General features: G+C 50.6%; 17 protein-coding genes and 2 pseudogenes. 5 read left to right on the forward strand and 14 right to left on the reverse strand.

From position 1 onward, the window contains the following. Positions 1-103, forward strand: a pseudogene (locus tag AAG834_RS12235) (IS5/IS1182 family transposase); the annotation flags it as partial. Positions 104-337: 234 nt separating this feature from the next. Here the strand turns inward: AAG834_RS12235 and AAG834_RS12240 are convergent. From AAG834_RS12240 to AAG834_RS12270, 7 genes are all read right to left on the reverse strand, one after another. Beyond that, a complete protein-coding gene (locus tag AAG834_RS12240) occupies positions 338-1,435 on the reverse strand; it encodes an NnrS family protein (protein WP_342032288.1) in 1,098 nt (365 codons plus the stop codon). 295 nt (positions 1,436-1,730) lie between these two features. Beyond that, positions 1,731-2,345, reverse strand: coding sequence for a CadD family cadmium resistance transporter (locus tag AAG834_RS12245; RefSeq protein WP_199904710.1), 615 nt, complete (start codon positions 2,343-2,345; stop codon positions 1,731-1,733). A gap of 310 nt (positions 2,346-2,655) precedes the next feature. Continuing rightward, the gene (locus tag AAG834_RS12250; protein WP_342032297.1) at positions 2,656-3,348 is read right to left on the reverse strand and encodes an ATP-binding cassette domain-containing protein; all 693 of its coding nucleotides are present in this window, start codon (positions 3,346-3,348) and stop codon (positions 2,656-2,658) included. Then, positions 3,348-4,145, reverse strand: coding sequence for an ABC transporter permease (locus AAG834_RS12255; RefSeq protein ID WP_342032289.1), 798 nt, complete (start codon positions 4,143-4,145; stop codon positions 3,348-3,350). The genes AAG834_RS12250 and AAG834_RS12255 overlap by 1 nt, the downstream gene beginning before the upstream one ends. A gap of 182 nt (positions 4,146-4,327) precedes the next feature. Then, positions 4,328-5,797, reverse strand: a complete 1,470-nt coding sequence (locus AAG834_RS12260) for a hypothetical protein (protein ID WP_342032290.1) — start codon at positions 5,795-5,797, stop codon at positions 4,328-4,330. Between the two features lie 345 nt (positions 5,798-6,142). Continuing rightward, complete coding sequence (locus tag AAG834_RS12265; RefSeq protein ID WP_342032291.1) at positions 6,143-7,120, reverse strand: ABC transporter substrate-binding protein; 978 nt, start codon at positions 7,118-7,120, stop codon at positions 6,143-6,145. A 354-nt stretch (positions 7,121-7,474) separates the two neighbouring features. Then, positions 7,475-7,600, reverse strand: coding sequence for a hypothetical protein (locus AAG834_RS12270; RefSeq protein ID WP_342032292.1), 126 nt, complete (start codon positions 7,598-7,600; stop codon positions 7,475-7,477). A 10-nt stretch (positions 7,601-7,610) separates the two neighbouring features. Here AAG834_RS12270 and coaD point away from each other — a divergent pair, with 10 nt between their 5' ends. Then, entirely contained in the window at positions 7,611-8,141 is a 531-nt protein-coding gene (gene coaD / locus AAG834_RS12275; protein ID WP_342032293.1) for a pantetheine-phosphate adenylyltransferase, read from the forward strand. A gap of 167 nt (positions 8,142-8,308) precedes the next feature. Here coaD and AAG834_RS12280 read toward each other — a convergent pair whose 3' ends face one another. The 4 genes from AAG834_RS12280 to AAG834_RS12300 form a co-directional block, all read right to left on the reverse strand. After that, the gene (locus tag AAG834_RS12280) at positions 8,309-9,040 is read right to left on the reverse strand and encodes a LytR/AlgR family response regulator transcription factor (RefSeq protein WP_049230915.1); all 732 of its coding nucleotides are present in this window, start codon (positions 9,038-9,040) and stop codon (positions 8,309-8,311) included. Positions 9,041-9,312: 272 nt separating this feature from the next. Beyond that, the gene (gluQRS, locus tag AAG834_RS12285) at positions 9,313-10,200 is read right to left on the reverse strand and encodes a tRNA glutamyl-Q(34) synthetase GluQRS (protein ID WP_107813872.1); all 888 of its coding nucleotides are present in this window, start codon (positions 10,198-10,200) and stop codon (positions 9,313-9,315) included. A gap of 359 nt (positions 10,201-10,559) precedes the next feature. Continuing rightward, positions 10,560-12,728 carry a primosomal protein N' gene (locus AAG834_RS12295; RefSeq protein WP_342032294.1) on the reverse strand — a complete coding sequence of 723 codons (2,169 nt, stop codon included), beginning with the start codon at positions 12,726-12,728 and terminating at the stop codon, positions 10,560-10,562. 99 nt (positions 12,729-12,827) lie between these two features. Next, positions 12,828-13,439 carry a hypothetical protein gene (locus AAG834_RS12300; protein WP_342032295.1) on the reverse strand — a complete coding sequence of 204 codons (612 nt, stop codon included), beginning with the start codon at positions 13,437-13,439 and terminating at the stop codon, positions 12,828-12,830. A 257-nt stretch (positions 13,440-13,696) separates the two neighbouring features. On the opposite strand from AAG834_RS12300, the gene AAG834_RS12305 reads away from it, so the two are divergent. Continuing rightward, complete coding sequence (locus AAG834_RS12305; protein WP_070515056.1) at positions 13,697-14,494, forward strand: DsbC family protein; 798 nt, start codon at positions 13,697-13,699, stop codon at positions 14,492-14,494. A 91-nt stretch (positions 14,495-14,585) separates the two neighbouring features. Here the strand turns inward: AAG834_RS12305 and AAG834_RS12310 are convergent, their stop codons facing one another. The 3 genes and pseudogenes from AAG834_RS12310 to AAG834_RS12320 form a co-directional block, all read right to left on the reverse strand. After that, entirely contained in the window at positions 14,586-15,383 is a 798-nt protein-coding gene (locus AAG834_RS12310; RefSeq protein ID WP_342032298.1) for an IS3 family transposase, read from the reverse strand. 9 nt (positions 15,384-15,392) lie between these two features. Then, positions 15,393-15,569, reverse strand: a complete 177-nt coding sequence (locus AAG834_RS12315) for a hypothetical protein (RefSeq protein WP_342032296.1) — start codon at positions 15,567-15,569, stop codon at positions 15,393-15,395. Positions 15,570-15,638: 69 nt separating this feature from the next. Further along, positions 15,639-15,731, reverse strand: a pseudogene (locus tag AAG834_RS12320) (helix-turn-helix domain-containing protein); the annotation flags it as partial. A gap of 312 nt (positions 15,732-16,043) precedes the next feature. On the opposite strand from AAG834_RS12320, the gene mltA reads away from it, so the two are divergent. Both mltA and AAG834_RS12330 read left to right on the forward strand, forming a co-directional pair. Beyond that, entirely contained in the window at positions 16,044-17,366 is a 1,323-nt protein-coding gene (gene mltA, locus AAG834_RS12325) for a murein transglycosylase A (protein WP_060975274.1), read from the forward strand. Positions 17,367-17,453: 87 nt separating this feature from the next. Further along, positions 17,454-17,688: transposase (locus tag AAG834_RS12330; protein WP_143829834.1), on the forward strand; the 235-nt coding region annotated here is incomplete at its 3' end.

Raw genomic sequence — 17,688 nt, forward strand, 5'->3', positions numbered from 1 at the left:
CTATTTCGGACTGATTAAAGTGAGTGCGCAAAGCCATCTGAAGGCGATGTGTTTGAACCTGTTGAAAGCGGCTAACAGGCTAAGTGTGCCTGTTGCTGCCTAAAAAGTGGCCCGGATGCCTGATTATGGGGCGCCCGGGGAGGATTAAGGGGGTATTTGGGTAAAATTAGGAGTGATTTGGGGCGGAAATAGACAAAAACCTGTGTTTGGGTTTCGGCTGTCGAAGGAAGGGCTTTTTTGCAAAGGTCTCAAGGTCGTCTGAAATTAGTTTTCAGACGACCTTTTGACTTAAGGCGACACAGGGCTTGCGATTGAATAGGGAATGAAACGAAAACGCTCACTCCGGATCATCCGTAAACGCATTCGCCCGAAAGATTGGTACGAATGTCAACAGATAAAACACGAACACGGCGGCGGTAAGAATCGCGGGGACTGTGATGAAGAATATTGGGTTCACGTTCATTAAAACAGCGCGCGAGACGGCGGCGGCGAAAAGGATGGGGACGGCGATGCGGCAGAGTTTGGGGTAGTCGAGTTTGATAAAACCGCTGTGCCACAGTCCGGCAGTCAGCCATACCATCATCACGCCGCCCATCATGCCGCCGAGGGTAATCAGGTGCAGGGGCGCGGAGGCGGGCAGGTTTTGCAGTTTCGCCGCGCCTGTCCATAGATAGCCTGCGGCAGCAAAGAGTTGGAGCAGGTAATAGGTGCGGACGTAGTGTTTGCGCAGGAGTTCGTGATGGTGCAGTTCGCGCAGCTTGGCGAGCAGGATGAAACCGACGGCGAATGCGGTAAAACCGGCGGTTTGCGCGGGCAGCCAAAGTTCGGCGGCGGTGTGCAGGAGCAGGAAGGTGATGGCGATGTTTTTATAGACGACGTTGGGGATGAATACGGGGTCTTTCAGACGGCATTCTTTGAGGGCTTCCGCGCCTAGAAGGACGCTGACGCGGACGGATACGAACATGACCGCCGCCATGTTCAGATGCACTTGCGCGCGCAACAGGTTCAAATCGCCGCTGACGGCATAGGTCGTCTGAAAAACGGTGAACGCGGCAAGCAGCATCAGCAGGGCGAAATTGTCGGTGTTACGGTCGAGCCAAATCAGCCAGGCGCAGAACAGCAGCAACACCAGCCAATAGGCGGCGACGAAAAACGAAGCGGTTTGCGGAGCAAACGGCAACAGGACGGTTGCGGCGAGCAACAGCGCCGCCAAGACGGTGGCGACGGGTTTCAGACGACCTTTATAGCCCGTCCATTCGAGCATGGCGGCAGTCAGGAAACCGCCGTATGCCGCAGGCAGCATGAGTTCCAAGAAGATTTGGCGGTGCAGGACGATAGCACTAGGGCTGATGAAAAACACCAACGCGCCGAGTATGGCAAGCACCGCCGCGCCGACAAAAAACGGCCGCATGGGGTGGGTAAAAAATTTATTCATGGCTTGGCTTGATTCTGCATGAAGATGCTTTCGGATATGGATTTATTGGGCGGACAGGGTTGTATCTTGTATTGAAGAAGCAAACCTTCGGCTTGCTTGCCCTCTCCCTAACCCTCTCCCACGGGGAGAGGGAATTGGGCTGTCGAGCCTGAACATTTTCAGGTTTACCTGCCATCTAATTCCCAATCCTGCACTCTTTGATTTTCAGTAACTTGATTCCCTCGCCCCGTGGGAGAGGGTTAGGGAGAGGGCAACGAACCGCAAGGTTCGTCAGATACTCAAATGCCCGTATCATTCATATTATTGATATTATTGTTCGAATTGTATTATTTTCAATAATAATAAATAACCCTAAACCAATATAAATAACAGCCATTATCCAACGACTAAACTTCTCTACAATTTCACCAACACCTGAAATATTAGCCAATCTTTGTGCTGTATATACTAAAACAAAAATCAATATTAAAAATACAAGAAGAGTAACTAATAAGTCGACAAGATCTAAAGTCACAAAGTAAGGAACAAAAAGTCCAATATTATCTGCACCACAACTAGCAACTGTAACCAAAGCAACAATACCGACTAATTTTGACAACCCTTTTTCATCCAATTCTTTTTTAGCTCTTTTTTCGCCCTCACAATCGTCGTAAATAGCAACTTTAATACCTAAGTAAATCGGTATTAAACCTAATAAACCCAACACCCATTTTTCCGGAACATAATTCAAAACAAAAGCTAGAAATAAACTAACTAATATTAAAATTACAGAACCTAAATATTGTCCGATATAAATATCTCGATATTCTTTTCTAGTATTTGCTCTAGCAAAAAATACTAATAGTATTACCAACAAATCTACTGCTGTAGCAATATATAAAACAGCAGCAGTAATCACAGTCGAAAACATAAAGCACCTCATAATGAATCCCCTGCCCCCTTGGCACCACGGCTTTTTCAAAAACCGAATCGCGTTCGGATAACAGATTCGTATCTTTCGCTAAAGAGGCAAGCCTGCGGCTTGCTCACCCTCTCCCTAGCCCTCTCCCACGGGGAGAGGGAATCGGGCTGTCGAGCCTGAACATTTTCAGGTTTACCTGCCATTCGATTCCCAATCCTGCACCCTCTGATTTTCAGAAACCTGATCCCCTCGCCCCGTGGGAGAGGGTTAGGGAGAGGGCAACGAACCGCAAGGTTCGTCAGATATTCAAATCCCCTCATCACTCATAATAATGAATCCCCTGAAACTCCCTTGCCACCACAGCTTCTTCAAAAGCCGAATCGCGTTCGGACAGCGGCGTGGGCAGGGGCATCACGTTTTGTACGTTCATGCCCTTAGTGGAAAGCAGCATGATTTCATGGCTCAGGCGCGTGGCTTCGAAGCGGTCATGCGTTACCAGCATACACGCCATGCCCTGCCGCTCGATTTTTTCCACCAACATGGCGACCAAAATATCGCGTAAATCGCGGTCCAAACCGACAAACGGTTCGTCCAGCAAGGCAAGGTCGCAGCCGCACAGCAGCAGGCGCAAAAACGCCACCCGTTTCGCCATGCCGCCGGACAACTCGGTCGGATATTTGTTCAAATCGCCCGCAGTCAGCCCGACTTTCGTCGCCAGCGCGATGATTTCGCCTTCATCGGGTTTGTCCATAAAAATCGCGATATTCTGCATCGCGGTCAGGTTTTCCGGCAGGCGGTTTTCCTGAAACAGAAAACCCGTTTTGCGGAAAGTATTGCGTATCGTGCCTGATTTCGGTGTTTCCAAGCCCGCAATCAACCGCAAAACCGTCGTCTTGCCGCAGCCGCTCGGCCCGAACAAGGCTTTCACTTCGCCATGTTGCAGGTTCAAACTGAAATCGCGCACGATGGGGTCGCGGAGAATTTCAAAACGCACGTTTTCAAGACAGAGCATCATCTTCTCCACGGCATAAACAAAATTTCCAAAGGCTTGGTAATTAGATATTCAAACAGCGACACAAACACGATAACCAACACCACATAAGCCATCACCGTCGAAGTCTCCAGCATCGCCCTCGCATCCGCAATCCGCGCGCCCACGCCTTCGCTCGCGCCCAAGAGTTCCGCCATAATCACCACCTTCACCCCCATCGCCACCGCCACGCCGATGCTGGAAATCACATAGCCCGTCAGATGCGGGATATACAGATAACGGATTTTTTTCAGACGACCTAATTTATAAGCGTCAAACAACTCCTCATGCTGCTTGTTCACGCTCGCCATCCCGACCGCCGCACTCGCAAACGTCAGCGGCGCAACCAACACAATGATGGTAAACAGCACGCTCGGATTGCCGAAACCGAACCAAAACAACGCCATCACCACCCAAATAATCGGCGGCATCGCCAACAAAACCGTAATCACAGGCTTAAGCAACGCCATCGCCGTCTTAAAACTGCCCGCCACCAGCCCTGCCGCCAATCCCGCCGCCAGCGCAACCGAAATACCCACCACCGACCGCCACAGCGAAATCCCGATTTCGTTTTCCTGAAAATGTTTCAATAAATCCAAAGACTTTTGAAACACCTCCACCGGCGCAGGCAGCATAAACTCACCGAACACGGCGCTTCCCCACGCCCACAACGCCACCACCATCATCGCCACGCCCAGACCGGCAAAGCCGCTCCAAAGGTAGTCGATGATGTAAAACACCGCAGGCTGCGGTTTGCGGATTTTGTCGGTTTTAATCATGGTTTTGGTGTTGGTTAATGGGAATGGTTTGGGGACGATAGGTCGTCTGAAAAAATGGTTGATTGGGTTAGACGGAACACCGTAACCCAACGAAACAGCTTGATTTCCCAAAATAGTGTTTTCAGACGGCCTTGGTTTGGGATTACGGTGTTTTGTTCAGTTATGCCTGCGGCTAAGCCAACCTACTCTTGCTGTGTTTTATTTAAGTATTTAGAAGAGTTTTTTATTTTATCTGCAATAGAATCTATAAATTTATTATCTTTTAAAATTTCTGAAAAAGGGCTATCACTTTGATGTTTTTTATCCAGTGTTTCTGCAGGATTTAAAGAAATAGCTCTGATCATACCTTCCATTAATACTGGTAATAGTCCTTTTTGATCTTCTTTTGATAATTTCTCAATTTGTTGTTTATAACTATCGTATGATTTAGCCAAAACCTCTTTATGCACATATTCTTGTGATAATCTCTCTGCTTCACTTCGCCTTCTTGACATAAATATTACTAACCATAATGCTGGAACTATAAAAGGCATTTTTACTGCAAAATTTCCTAGTAACACAAGAAGACTAATCCAAATTCCTTTATCTAGAGGAATCTTATCCACCAATACAACATCTCTTATACATAATACCGTAACAAGTAAAATGAATAATGAAACATAAAATCCTCTTGCATACCATTTTGCACTGTCACTAAATCGATTCCTCATTTCATTATATGCACTAGATAGTCCAGCAGATGTCGCTCCTGGTAGTAAATTTTCAATTTGTTTATTAAGCTCATCATATCGTTTTTGTTGCTTCTGCTTAAATTCATCTAAATCTTTTTTTCTTTGCTCAATTTCTTGCTTTAATCCACCTGTTTTATTTCCATTTTCATCATCTTTGCCAAAAATTTTATCGTAGAATTGCTCTAATCCTTGTAAAGTAGCCAAGCTATCCTTTTTTAATTCATTAATATCATTGTTTGCATCAGAAATTTTTGAATAAAACTCATCAATTTCTTGTTTTAATCCATCTTCATCATAAATTGAATTATGAAGACCTTCTATTTCAGATAATTTTGATTCTGAATTACTCAATACATCTTCAATCTTATTCTTTATTCCATCATCTGAAAATATTAAGTTTCTATATTCTTCTATTTCAGCTCTAAGTCCCCGAAAATAATCTAACTCATTTTCTAACTTAACTTTAATTTCACTTGCATTTTTTTTAGTTGTTTCTATTTCTGAAAAACCATTTGCTACATGATTAGTTATAGTTTTTGAATACTCATTCAAACCTACCCTCAACCCTTTAATTGCTTTTCCTTTATGTAGAATAAAAGGAAAGACTATTTGTAACAAATTATCCAATTTGCTTTCCACGTATGAAATATAAGATGAGTTTGTATAATTCTGAGTATTAACCAGATAATTTTTGATATCAGTTAAATATGATTCAATATTATTTATAAAATCATTAGGTAAAAAATCAGCATCAATACAAGACATTGCTTCTGATAAAAAAGCAGTTATCTTTCTTAGATAGGCAAAATTTTCTATGTATGCATCTAATATGCATGATTCATCAATTCCATTAACAAAATTCTGAACCTCATTCCACAGAGGGATGATTTCGTTATTGAATCGATTTATTTTGGTAGACATATTTTCCTCATTATTTTTTAGAAATTTGAATATTGTACAAGGTTATTGAAAATCTAGTAATCGTAGGTTGGGTCATGACCCAACATTTCAGACAATTCAACGGTTTTGTTGTGTTTGACAACCCACGGTTACCCACCCGCCGTCATTCCCGCGTAGGCGGGAATCCAGAGTTTTGACGTTGCTACAATTTTAAAACATTCCTGCAATATCGAGGACTGGATTCCCGCCTACGCGGGAATGACGGCTTTTTGTGTACTGTTCGAATATTATCTGATAGGCCGTCTGAAAAATGGTAAATCAGGCATTCACAACCACCCTGCCCTTTTCAGACGACCTCTCCTCCTTTTAAGCCAAGAAAAACCCGTTATCCGGCAGCTTGCCGCCCAAGAGTTTCGGGTTGAACTGCATCAGGATTTCGTAAAACTTCAAAATCTCGTTCTTCACTTCGCTGCCTTTGGTTACCGTCAGCCGCGCGCCGTCCAAGCCCATGACTAGGGCGGGTTCGGGGGCGGGGAGGTAGTTTTTGCCGATTTTCGCCGCGCTTTGGCGGTTGGCGAGTATCCAGTTGAGCGCGTTTTTCAAATCCTGATGGAAGAGGTCGAACTGCGCCTTGTGTGCGTGGAAATATTCTTCGTTGGCGATGATGCCCGCCATCGGAATCAGCGGTTTGGTGTCAAACGCCTGCCCCCATGCCCTCACCAAGTCAAAGCCGCGCACGACGTTTACGCCCATGGTTTTGCCTTTGAGCATACCCGCGCTCGCCATTGGTTCGGGCAGGATGGCGGCGTGGTAGTCCTTGCTCAAAAACAGCCCCACCGCTTCGGGCGGCGTGGCGGTGTAGGTGATGCCGACTTTATGCGCGTCGATTTTCAGTTTTTTCAACAAGGCTTGCAGCACGATGTCGGGCATGTCGTTTTTAAACGGCACAAGGATTTTTTTGCCGGCCAAATCCTGCGGCGAGGCAATCGCGCTGCCTTTGCAGACCAACTGCGTGATGCCGTTGGTCAAAATATTGACCATGCCGACTTTCTGCCCTTGGTTGCGCAGGTTCACGCCGACATTGCTCGGACTCATCATCACTTTAAATTGCCCGCTTGCCACGCCCGCGCGAAGCTGGTCGGGCGAACGCCAAACCTTGAGCGACACATCCGCCAGTTTCGCCAGCTTGCCCTGCAACGCCGCTACGGCAATGGTGACGCTGGGCATCGCCGGCGCACCGTACACGGTAAACTGCTCTTTCCCTGCCGCCAACAGCGAAGGCGAAACCCCTGCCGCGGCCAGCGCGGCGGTCATTTTTAAGAAATCACGTCTTTTCAGTTCCATTTTCCAATCTCCATATCGAATCCGTCTGAAATATAGTGGATTAACTTTAAACCGGTACGGCGTTGCCTCGCCTTAGCTCAAAGAGAACGATTCTCTAAGGTGCTGAAGCACCAAGTGAATCGGTTCCGTACTATCTGTACTGTCTGCGGCTTCGTCGCCTTGTCCTGATTTAAATTTAATCCACTATACAAATGCACTTTCGCCCATTTGCCTAATACGGATAAATTTTGATAATAATTTCTATTTATTATGCTATTAAAGGATTTTGAAGTAAAGGAAGGCTAAGCCGGTGTCGCCGCGTTATTGCTTTAAACCACCCGAAGCAAATCTTTCCGGCACTTGATTTCATATCAATCATGTTTTAATGAATGGATCGTCTGAAAACCCGGTTTCGCCCAAATGCGGACTGATTTGGTATTTCAGACGACCTTTTTGACATTCACGCCCCCGACCGCTATGCTGACGGCTGCCATCATTCATTCTACTTTCCATGAAAACGATTCCCCCGCGCCACGCTGTTTACGCAGGCAGCTTTGACCCGCCGACGCTCGGCCATCTTTGGATGATAAAAGAAGCGCAGGCTCTTTTTGACGAACTCGTCGTCGCCATCGGCATCAATCCTGAAAAACGCAATACCTACACCATAGACGAGCGCCGCGCCATGCTTGAAGCGATTACGGGCGACTTTCCCAATGTCCGTGTCTGTGTATTTGAAAACCGCTTCTTGGTCCGCTACGCGCGCGAAATCGGCGCGGGCTTTATCGTTCGCGGTATCCGTTCCGCCGCCGACTACGAATACGAACGCTCGATGCGCTATATCAACAGCGACCTCGCGCCTGAAATTTCGACGGTCTTCCTGATGCCGCCGCGTGAAATTGCCGAAGTGTCTTCCACCATGGTCAAAGGCTTGGTCGGCCCCGACGGCTGGCGCGACATGATCCGCCGCTACCTGCCCGAAGCCGTGTACGACAAAATCGTGCGGGATCACGATAAAACAGCACATGATGGCGCATCGCGATAAGGTTCGGACAACGGGAAAATGCGTTGCCCCGCCTTATCCTAATCTTATCCATCTACTACCCTGCCGCCTTGTTACGACTACCGTTTCGGTTCACGACAAGGGGTCGTCTGAAAAACAAAAGCCCTGCCAAACGGCAGGGCTTTGTTGATGATGCGGCAAATCCGCCATCAGATTTGTTTTTTCAGAATCTTGCGCAGGGTCGCCAATTGGCGACGGCTGACGGGAAGAGGTTTGGGTACGTCCAAAACCTTCGCGCCCCAAATGGCGTTGCTCTCGTCCTCTTCTTCATCCAAGCGGATAAGGCAGTCTAAGGTGTGTCGGAATACGATGGCGTTGCGGTGGATACGGATTACTTTGTCTCCGAGCAGCTCTTCCCATGAAACCAGCGTTTTGGGCAATTCGTAGCGCTGACCGTCGCCGGTAATCAGGAATACGGTTTTGTGTTCCGCCAATAAATAACGCGCCTGCTGCCACGGGATTTCAATCATCAAATCACGGCTGAAGACGGTGAAATGGGTGAAATCGTCGGCTTTTTCGCGGTATTTTTCGCCAACGCGGTCAAGCGCCGCTTGCAGACGGGTCATTCTGATGGGCTTGAGCAGATAGTCGGCGGCAGCCAATTCGAAGGCTCGCAGGGCGTGCTCTTCATAGGCGGTGGTGAAAATAATTTCGGGCTGGCGTTTGGCACCGCGCTTGATGCGTTCGACAAACTCCAAACCATTGATTTCAGGCAGTCCGATATCGGCAAATACGACATCTGCTTCGTGTATGCTCAACCAATCCAATGCCGGCTGGGCATGGTGAAATACATTGAGCAAGACGACGTTGCATTCTTCAAGTAAGACCCTTAAGCGCTCTGCTGCCAGCACTTCGTCTTCAACAATAATGGCACTTAACATAATTTTCTTTGTTATTTTGAATGTGGATGCGAATTTTAAATCAATACACAACGTTCCCGCGTGTTTTAGTATGTTGAAACATTTTTCTCATACGTTTGCCCCCTTCTGCCGTTTTGGCAGGCGGACCAAACATTCATCTCAAATGAAAGTGGTTTGGAGGTGTTTAGGAATATACCTTAATTCTGTTAACTTTATCCAAAAAACAAGCGATTACTTACAAAAATTAAAAAATTTAAGTAATACCTCAAGTAATTTGTTGCAAATTTACAAATTTACTCCGTGACTATGTCATGAAACGGTATCGTCCGTATATCCCAATGTGAAACCGCCCATGCCAACAATTCTTCGGGGCGGTCAACCTCGGGCGCATCGGGAAGATCGAGATAACGCATCACTTGCCGCAAAAGCGCTTCGCGCCGGTTCAAATCCAAAGCGGGAGCAAGCGTTTGCTTGGACCATTTCTGCCCCTGCGAATTGACCAGCAAAGGCAGGTGCGCGTAATGCGGCGTGTTTGCGCCGAGACATTGCTGCAAATAAATCTGACGCGGCGTGGACACCAGCAAATCCTGTCCGCGCACGATATGCGTGATTCCTTGTTCGGCATCGTCCGCGACCACGGCAAGTTGATACGCCCAAAAACCATCCGCACGCAACAGAACAAAATCGCCGATATCGTGTGCCAGATTTTGGGCGTAATAGCCGACAATCCCATCCTGAAAACCGATTATCCTGTCGGGAACGGCAATCCGCCAAGCAGGCGTTTTCCCATTCGCTTCAGGCCTTTGCGCCGGAACGCGGCAACGTCCGTTGTACACAAATCCATCCGCCCCCGCCGTTGCCGCCGCCTGCCAGTCTTTACGGCTGCAATAACACGGATACACCAACCCTGCGTTTTTCAGACGACCCAATGCCTCTTGATACAGCCCTTCCCGTCGGCTTTGATAGGCGACTTCGCCGTCCCATTCAAAGCCGAACGCTTCCAATGTGTGCAAAATATGCGCGGCGGCACCCGCCATTTCCCTGGGCGGATCCAAGTCTTCCATACGCACCAGCCATTTACCGCCGTTGGCGCGCGCATCGGCATAAGAAGCCAAAGCGGTCAGCAGCGAGCCTATGTGCAGCAAGCCGGTAGGGCTGGGGGCAAAGCGTCCTATATACATGCAAACTCCGTATGGAACTCAAAATGGGCGATATGTCAGCAAAGCCTAAACTGCAAACTGCGGCGCAGCATCAGGCTTTCATGCCGCGTATTTTATCGTAGGGCTTTTGTGAAGGCTCAACTGTTTTTCAATGCAGGCGCAACCCTGCCCATCCTAACCTTGCCGCTTTTTATAGTGGATTAACTTTAAATCAGGACAAGGCGACGAAGCCGCAGACAGTACAGATAGTACGGCAAGGCGAGGCAACGCCGTACTGGTTTAAAGTTAATCCACTATACAAACCATCAAGACGGTTTAAACAAAAAGGTCGTCTGAAAATGCCTCTTCCACTTTTTCAGACGACCCCTTCCCTATCCCGCTTACGCTTCCTGCACATCCACATCCACCGACCATCGGATTTTGCCGTCCCTGTTCTGCTGCAACACCTGCACCCACAAACTCACGGCGCGGTGCAAATCCTGTCGGGATGTTGATTCGAGGAAGATTTGCGCGCGTTCACGTTCGGCGAGGCGCACCATCAGCATGGGGGCGGCGCCGAACTGGGAGACGCTTTCGGGCAAAAGCGGGGCGAGGGTTTCTTTGGCGGCGTTGAGAAATTCCATCGCATCGGCAACGCGCGGCGCGTCGGCGCGAACGGCGGTCTGGAAACCGAAGGGCGGCATGGCGAACATTTGCCGTTCGTTCAATTCGTTTTCGGCAAACACGGCGTAGTCCTGCGCTTTGACGGCGGCAAAGACGGGATGTTCGGGCAGTTCGGTCTGTATCAACACCTTGCCGGGTTTGTCGGCGCGCCCCGCCCTGCCGGACACCTGCATCAGCTCGGCAAACAGCCTTTCCGGCGCACGAAAGTCCGCGCTATACAGGCTGCCGTCGGCGTTTAATACGATAACAAGATTGAGCCGCGCGAAATCATGGCCTTTGGCAAGCATCTGCGTGCCGACCAAAATGTCGATTTCATTGTCGGCGATGCGGCGGTACAAATCCGCCCAGTCGTTTTTGTGCGCCGTGCTGTCCCTGTCGACGCGGACGACGGCTGCCTTGGGCAGGAAGGCGCGCAGGGTTTCTTCGACGCGCTGCGTGCCGTGACCGACAGCGGTCAGGTCTTGGTTGCCGCAGTCGGGGCATTTGAACGGAATGGGTTCGCGGTGGTCGCAGTGGTGGCAGCGCAGTTGGCGGGCGCGTTGGTGCAGCACCATTTTGGCGGAGCAGTTCGGACAGCCGAAGGTATGGCCGCAGTCTCCGCAAAACAGCGCGGGTGCGAAACCGCGCCGGTTGAGGTACACCAACGACATGCCGCCCGCTTCGAAGTTCTGTTTCAAAAGCTGCAAGGCTTGCGGCGAGAAGCCGTTGTCGAGTTTCAGACGACCTACGTTGAGAATGTCCACTTGCGGCAGTTGCGCGGCGGCATGGGCGCGCTCGGTCAGTTGCAGCAGGCGGTACGCGCCGCTTTGCGCCTTGTGCCAGCTCTCTAAGCTGGGCGTGGCGCTGCCCAATATGATGGGACAGCCGCTCTGCTTCGCCCGCCACACCGCCAAATCGCGGGCGTGGTAGCGCAATTCGTTGTCCTGTTTGAACGAGCCGTCGTGTTCCTCATCGACCACAATTAGCCCGACATCAGGCAAAGGCGTAAACACCGCCAGCCGCGTGCCGATCACCAGCTTCGCCTGCCCCAACATGGCGCGCAGATAATCCTGCGTGCGCTTGCCTGCCGCCATCTGACTGTGCAACACGGCGGTCGGCACGTCAGCGAAACGGTTTTCCACCCGCTTCAAAAGCTGCGGCGTGAGGTTGATTTCGGGCAACAGAAACAACACCTGCCGCCCCTGCGCCAACACTTTCGCCATCGCATCAAAATATACCTCGGTCTTGCCGCTGCCGGTGATGCCGTACAGCAGAAACGGCTGAAAGCTGCCGAAGGTCGTCTGAATTTCATCGGAAGCTTGTTGCTGGTTGGCGTTGAGCTGAAATTCAGACGACCTTAAAACGGGTTTCGCCGCTTCCGTCGTTTCAATCCAACCCTTTTCCGTCCAATCCTCAATTAACTTCGCCGCCTGCGCGTTCACCTGCTTCAACGCCGCCATCGTCATCCCGCCCGACAACAGCGCGTCCCACAGAGCCGCTTTTTTGTTGAACCGCGCCGGCGGCGGCGTTTGCGCCCTGCCCGCTTCGTTCAGCGCGTAAAACAACGGTGGCTGCGGCATTTCCACCGCACGCGTTTCCTTCAAACCCTGCGGCAGCGCGGCAAACACCGCCTGCCCTGTCGGATAGTGGTAATAACGCGACGTAAACGAGAGCAAATCACGCCAGCTTTCAGGCAGCGGCGGTTCGTCCGAAAAGGTCGTCTGAATACTCAAAATCCGCGCCGCATCCATATCCGGCGCAATATCCGTTTCCCACACAATCCCGACCACGGTCTTGTTGCGGAAAGGCACAAGCACCCGCGCTCCCTGCGGCAGCGGCTCGGAATGGGAATAAGTCAAAAGGCCGTCTGAAAGCGGCACGTTTACAGCGATGCGGTGGTAGATCATGGCGTGGTCGGAAAAATGGTTTGAGGCCGTCTGAAGAGACGGAAGCTATTTGCGCAAATACAAACAGTCTTCATCCAAAGTAAAGCCGTAGCCCTGTCTTCACAAATCGAAATAAGGACGGAGAAAATCGCTGTCAGGCTTGGTGCGGTAAAGCGGGTATTGCAGATAGGCGGACAAGTAATAATCACAACTTACGGAATAATAGGCTTCGTCCAACACTTGTTCGGGGCTGTTGTAATCTGTATTGCCAATCCGCCATTCACCAAATGCTTCTCCAAACAATTCCTGAGTATCATTAAACTCTTCCGCAGGCTCGCCAAAACGTATCTGTTTAATCGCTGCCAAGGCTGCAATCAGCTCTTCGTCTTCAACAAAGCGGGCAAATTCGCGCAGACCTTCCAGCAAACGCTCGCCCGTCTGTCTCACTTCTGCCTCATCTTGCGCAGGCGGGCAGAAATAACCGGGAATATAGCCGCTGTCGAGAATTTCTTGGTTGTGTTCGGTAGTGTTTTGATACACAGGCATGATGCGCGCCAGCAATTCCTGTCCCTTTTCCAAAGGCTCAAACACCGCAGCCACACCTTCTCCGTCGGGCATGAAACCTTGAAACAAACCATAGAAATAATCTTCCCAGCCATTATATTTATCTGCTGCCCGTGGCTCTTCGCCCAGCAGCTTAAACAGATATTCAGCGTATTCTTGTTGGTTCATCATTTTTCTCAAAGTGTCGATAAAATCTTTCAGTTACCCGCAGCAAATCTTTCAGACGACCTCAGTCCGACCCAAAGCCCACTTAGCCATATGTTTACAGCGATGCGGTAGTAGATCATACAGGCAGGCAAATCATTTTTTTGCGTATTTTAACAGCCGAAAGCTATTTTCAGACGATAAATTGAGCCTCAATACAATGCAGGCATGACAGAGGTTTGATACAATGGAGTTTTCTTGACACACGCCTATACTTAAAAATGAAAACCAAATTAATCAAAATCTTAGCCCCCATCGCTCTGATCTCGCTGACCGCATGCGGGCAAACGCCCGTTTCACAGGCAAATGCAGCGCCCTCTTCAGCCGCCGCCAAGCCCGCCGCCCCCGTGCAAGGCAAAGTCGGCGAAGCCTTGAAAGCCCGCCTCGAAAAAATTTACGAATCCCAAGGCCTGAAAGTCATCAGCGTCAGCGAAACCCCTATTCAAGGCATTTATGAAGTCGTTGTCAGCGGCAAACAAATCATTTACACCGATGCCAAAGGCGACTATATGTTCGTCGGCGACCTCATCGACGTCAACACGCGCAAAAGCCTGACCGACGAACGCGCCGCCGATTTGAACAAAATCGACTTCGCCTCCCTGCCTTTGGACAAAGCCATCAAAGAAGTGCGCGGCAACGGCAAGCTGAAAGTCGCCGTCTTCTCCGACCCCGACTGCCCGTACTGCAAACGCTTGGAACACGAGTTTGAAAAAATGACCGACATCACGATTTACAACTTCATGATGCCGATTCCAAGCCTGCACCCCGATGCCGCGCGTAAAGCCGAAATCCTATGGTGCCAGCCCAACCCGACCCAGGCCTGGACCGACTGGATGCGCAAAGGCCAATTCCCGAGCGGCAAAGCCAATTGCGAAAATCCCGTTGCCGAAACCACTTCTTTGGGCGAACAATTCGGCTTCAACGGCACACCTACCCTCGTCTTCCCGAACGGCCGCAGCCAAAGCGGATACAGCCCCATGCCGCACCTCAAAAAAATCATCGAAGACAATCAAAAATAAGATTGGCTTCAAGATACGGCAAAGGTCGTCTGAAAACCGATATACAAGGTTTGAACTGTCCCCCAAATCTTGGACACTCATAAAAGCCTTTTCAGGCGCTCTGTGCAAGCTGGGTTCTGTATGCGACAGGACTCAGCTTTTTCAATTTCAAACTGCAACGCTCCCGGTTGTAGTAATCCATATAGTCATCTATCTGTTTCATCAATTCGTCCACCGTCAATTCACCTGCGTTATAGAAACACTCTGTCTTCAACACCGCAAAGAAGCTTTCCATCGGTGCATTGTCCCAACAATTCGCCTTTCGCGACATGCTTTGAACCATGGAATGTTGGGCAAGCAATTCCCTATATCCCGACGTACGGTACAGCACACCTTGGTCCGAATGAAGCATCGTTCCTTCGCCGGTCAGACGGGGGGCGGCTTTTTCGAGCATTTCCTTCACCATTTCGCTGTTAGCATTGCGGCTCATGGCGTAGGCGATGATTTCGCGGTTGAACAAGTCCAAGATCGGCGAGAGGTACAGTTTGCCGTCGCTCCCTTTGAGTTCGGTCACGTCGGTCAGCCATTTTTCGTTGGGCTTTCGGGCTTTGAACCGGCGTTTGAGGAGGTGTTCCGATATTTCGCCCATGGCGGGATGGCGGTAGGCTTTTTTCGCCCGTATGAGGGCTTTCAGTCCTAGCTGCTTCATCAGCCGCGCCACTTTTTTGCGGTTCCAATCCAATGCTGCGGCAATGCGCCTTTGCCCGTAGCGTCCTTTATGCCGCCGGTAGGTTTCGACAAGGAGGGCTTTGTCGGCTTCGTCGGGGTCGGGTCGGGGGTCGGTCTTGGTGGTGGTAGTAAAAGCTGCTTTTGGGCAGGTTTGCGATGTGCAGCAGGTATTTGAGCGGATGTTGCGCCCTCAGTGTTTGGACGGTTTGGCTTTGTCCTTTTCGGTCTGCTTTTGGCTGAGGGCTTTTAACTCCTTTAGGTAGGCAACCTTTGCGCGCATATAGCACAACTCTTCGATAAGCTCTGCCTGTGTTTTTTCGTTGTCGGGTTTGTCGGCGATGAAGGGGTTTTTGCGGTGGTCGGTCATGATTTTGGATTGGGGATGTTCGAGTGCGCCGATACCGTCTTCCTGATAGGCGCGTATCCATCGCCGCAGGTGGGTTCGGGAGATGCCGTAGTGGTCTGCGGTACGCTGTTGGCTGCGTATATGCAGGTAGTGGAGTACGGCTTGGTATTTGAAGTAATGTATATTTGCTCATAAAAAACTGTACCTTAGTGGTTGGAGGTGATGTCCAACTTTTGGGGTGCAGTTCAGTTTTCAGACGACCTTTTTTATACCGCCGAAGCAGGCGGGCAAACTGTGTTAAAATCCCAAGCTCTTGAATAAACGGACCAAATATCCCGTCTGCAAATCTGTTCATCCCGTGCGAACCGATTTTCTGAGTGCATCATCAAACCCTTAGCAAATCGTCCGCCTTGCATCACAAACAAGGCGGCACAGCAGCTTGATAGGTTTCCCCCTATCCGACGGCAGATTTCAGACGACCTTTAAGACAGCATTATGAAAAAACACCTATACCGCATCACACTCCTCACCATCGCCGCAGCCGTCCTCTCCGCCTGCCCGAGCAAACGCATCAAAAACCTTCCCGAAGTCGACACCACCACCGTCAAAGGCCCGGACCGCCCCACCGGCACACCCGACCCCGCCGGCACCACCGTCAGCGGCGGCGGTGCGACCTACACCGTCGTGTCCCACCAAGAACTGCCGCATTGGAGTACCCAACACTTCGTCAAAAGCCTCCAATCCTTCCGCTTAGGCTGCGAGAAACTCAAAAACCGCGCAGGCTGGCAAGATGTCTGCGCCCAAGCCATGCAGACGCCCCTCCACCATTTCCAAGCCAAGCATTTCTTCGAACGCTATTTCACCCCTTGGCAGGTCAGCAACAACGGCAACCCCGCCGGCACCATCACCGGCTACTACGAACCCGTCCTGCTCGGCGATGACAAAGCCACAAGCAAAGCCCGCTTCCCTATCTACGGCATCCCCAACGACTTCGTTTCCGTTCCCCTGTCCGCCAATTTGAGAGGCAGCAAAGCCACCGTCCGCATCCGACAAACCGGTGCCAACAGCGGCGTCATCGACAACAGCGGCACACACACCGCCGACCTGTCCCAATTCCCCATTACCGCCCGCAGCACCGCCCTCAAAGGCAGATTTGAAGGCAGCCGCTTCGTTCCTTATTACACCCGCAACCAAATCAACGGCGGCGCGCTCAACGGCAAAGCCCCCATCCTCGGTTACGCAGAAGACCCCGTCGAACTCTTCTTCATGCACATCCAAGGTTCAGGTCGTCTGAAAACCCCGTCCGGCAAATACATCCGCGTCGGATTCGCCGACAAAAACGAACACCCCTACGTCTCCATCGGACGCTACATGGCAGACAAAGGCTATCTCCCCCTCGCACAAACCAGCATGCAGGGCATCAAAGCCTACATGAAGCAAAACCCCGGCCGCCTCGCCGAAGTCTTAGGACAAAACCCCAGCTACGTCTTCTTCCGCGAACTGACCGGCAGCAGCGAAGCCGGACCGGTCGGCGCATTGGGCACCCCGCTCTTGGGTGAATACGCAGGCGCCATCGACCGCCACTACATCACCTTAGGCGCGCCGCTGTTTGTCGCCACCGCCCATCCGACCACCAAAAAAGCCCTCAACCGCCTCATCATGGCGCAAGACACCGGCAGCGCCATCAAAGGCGCCGTCCGCGTGGACTACTTCTGGGGCTACGGCGATGAAGCAGGCGAAGTTGCCGGCAAAATGAAAACCACAGGCTACGTCTGGCAACTCCTGCCCAACGGCATGAAACCCAGCTATCAGCCTTAACATCGGCTAAAAAGTCAAAAGGTCGAGACCTTTGCAAAATTCCCCAAAATCCCCTAAATTCCCACCAAGACATTTAGGGGATTTCTCATGAGCACCTTCTTCCAGCAAACCGCCCAAGCCATGATTGCCAAACACATCGACCGCTTCCCACTATTGAAGTTGGATCAGGTGATTGATTGGCAGCCGATCGAACAATACCTGAATCGTCAAAGAACCCGTTACCTTAGAGACCACCGCGGCCGTCCCGCCTATCCCCTGTTGTCCATGTTCAAAGCCGTCCTGCTCGGACAATGGCACAGCCTCTCCGATCCCGAACTCGAAC

Source organism: Neisseria sp. Marseille-Q2251 (assembly GCF_940793045.1).
GTDB lineage: Bacteria > Pseudomonadota > Gammaproteobacteria > Burkholderiales > Neisseriaceae > Neisseria.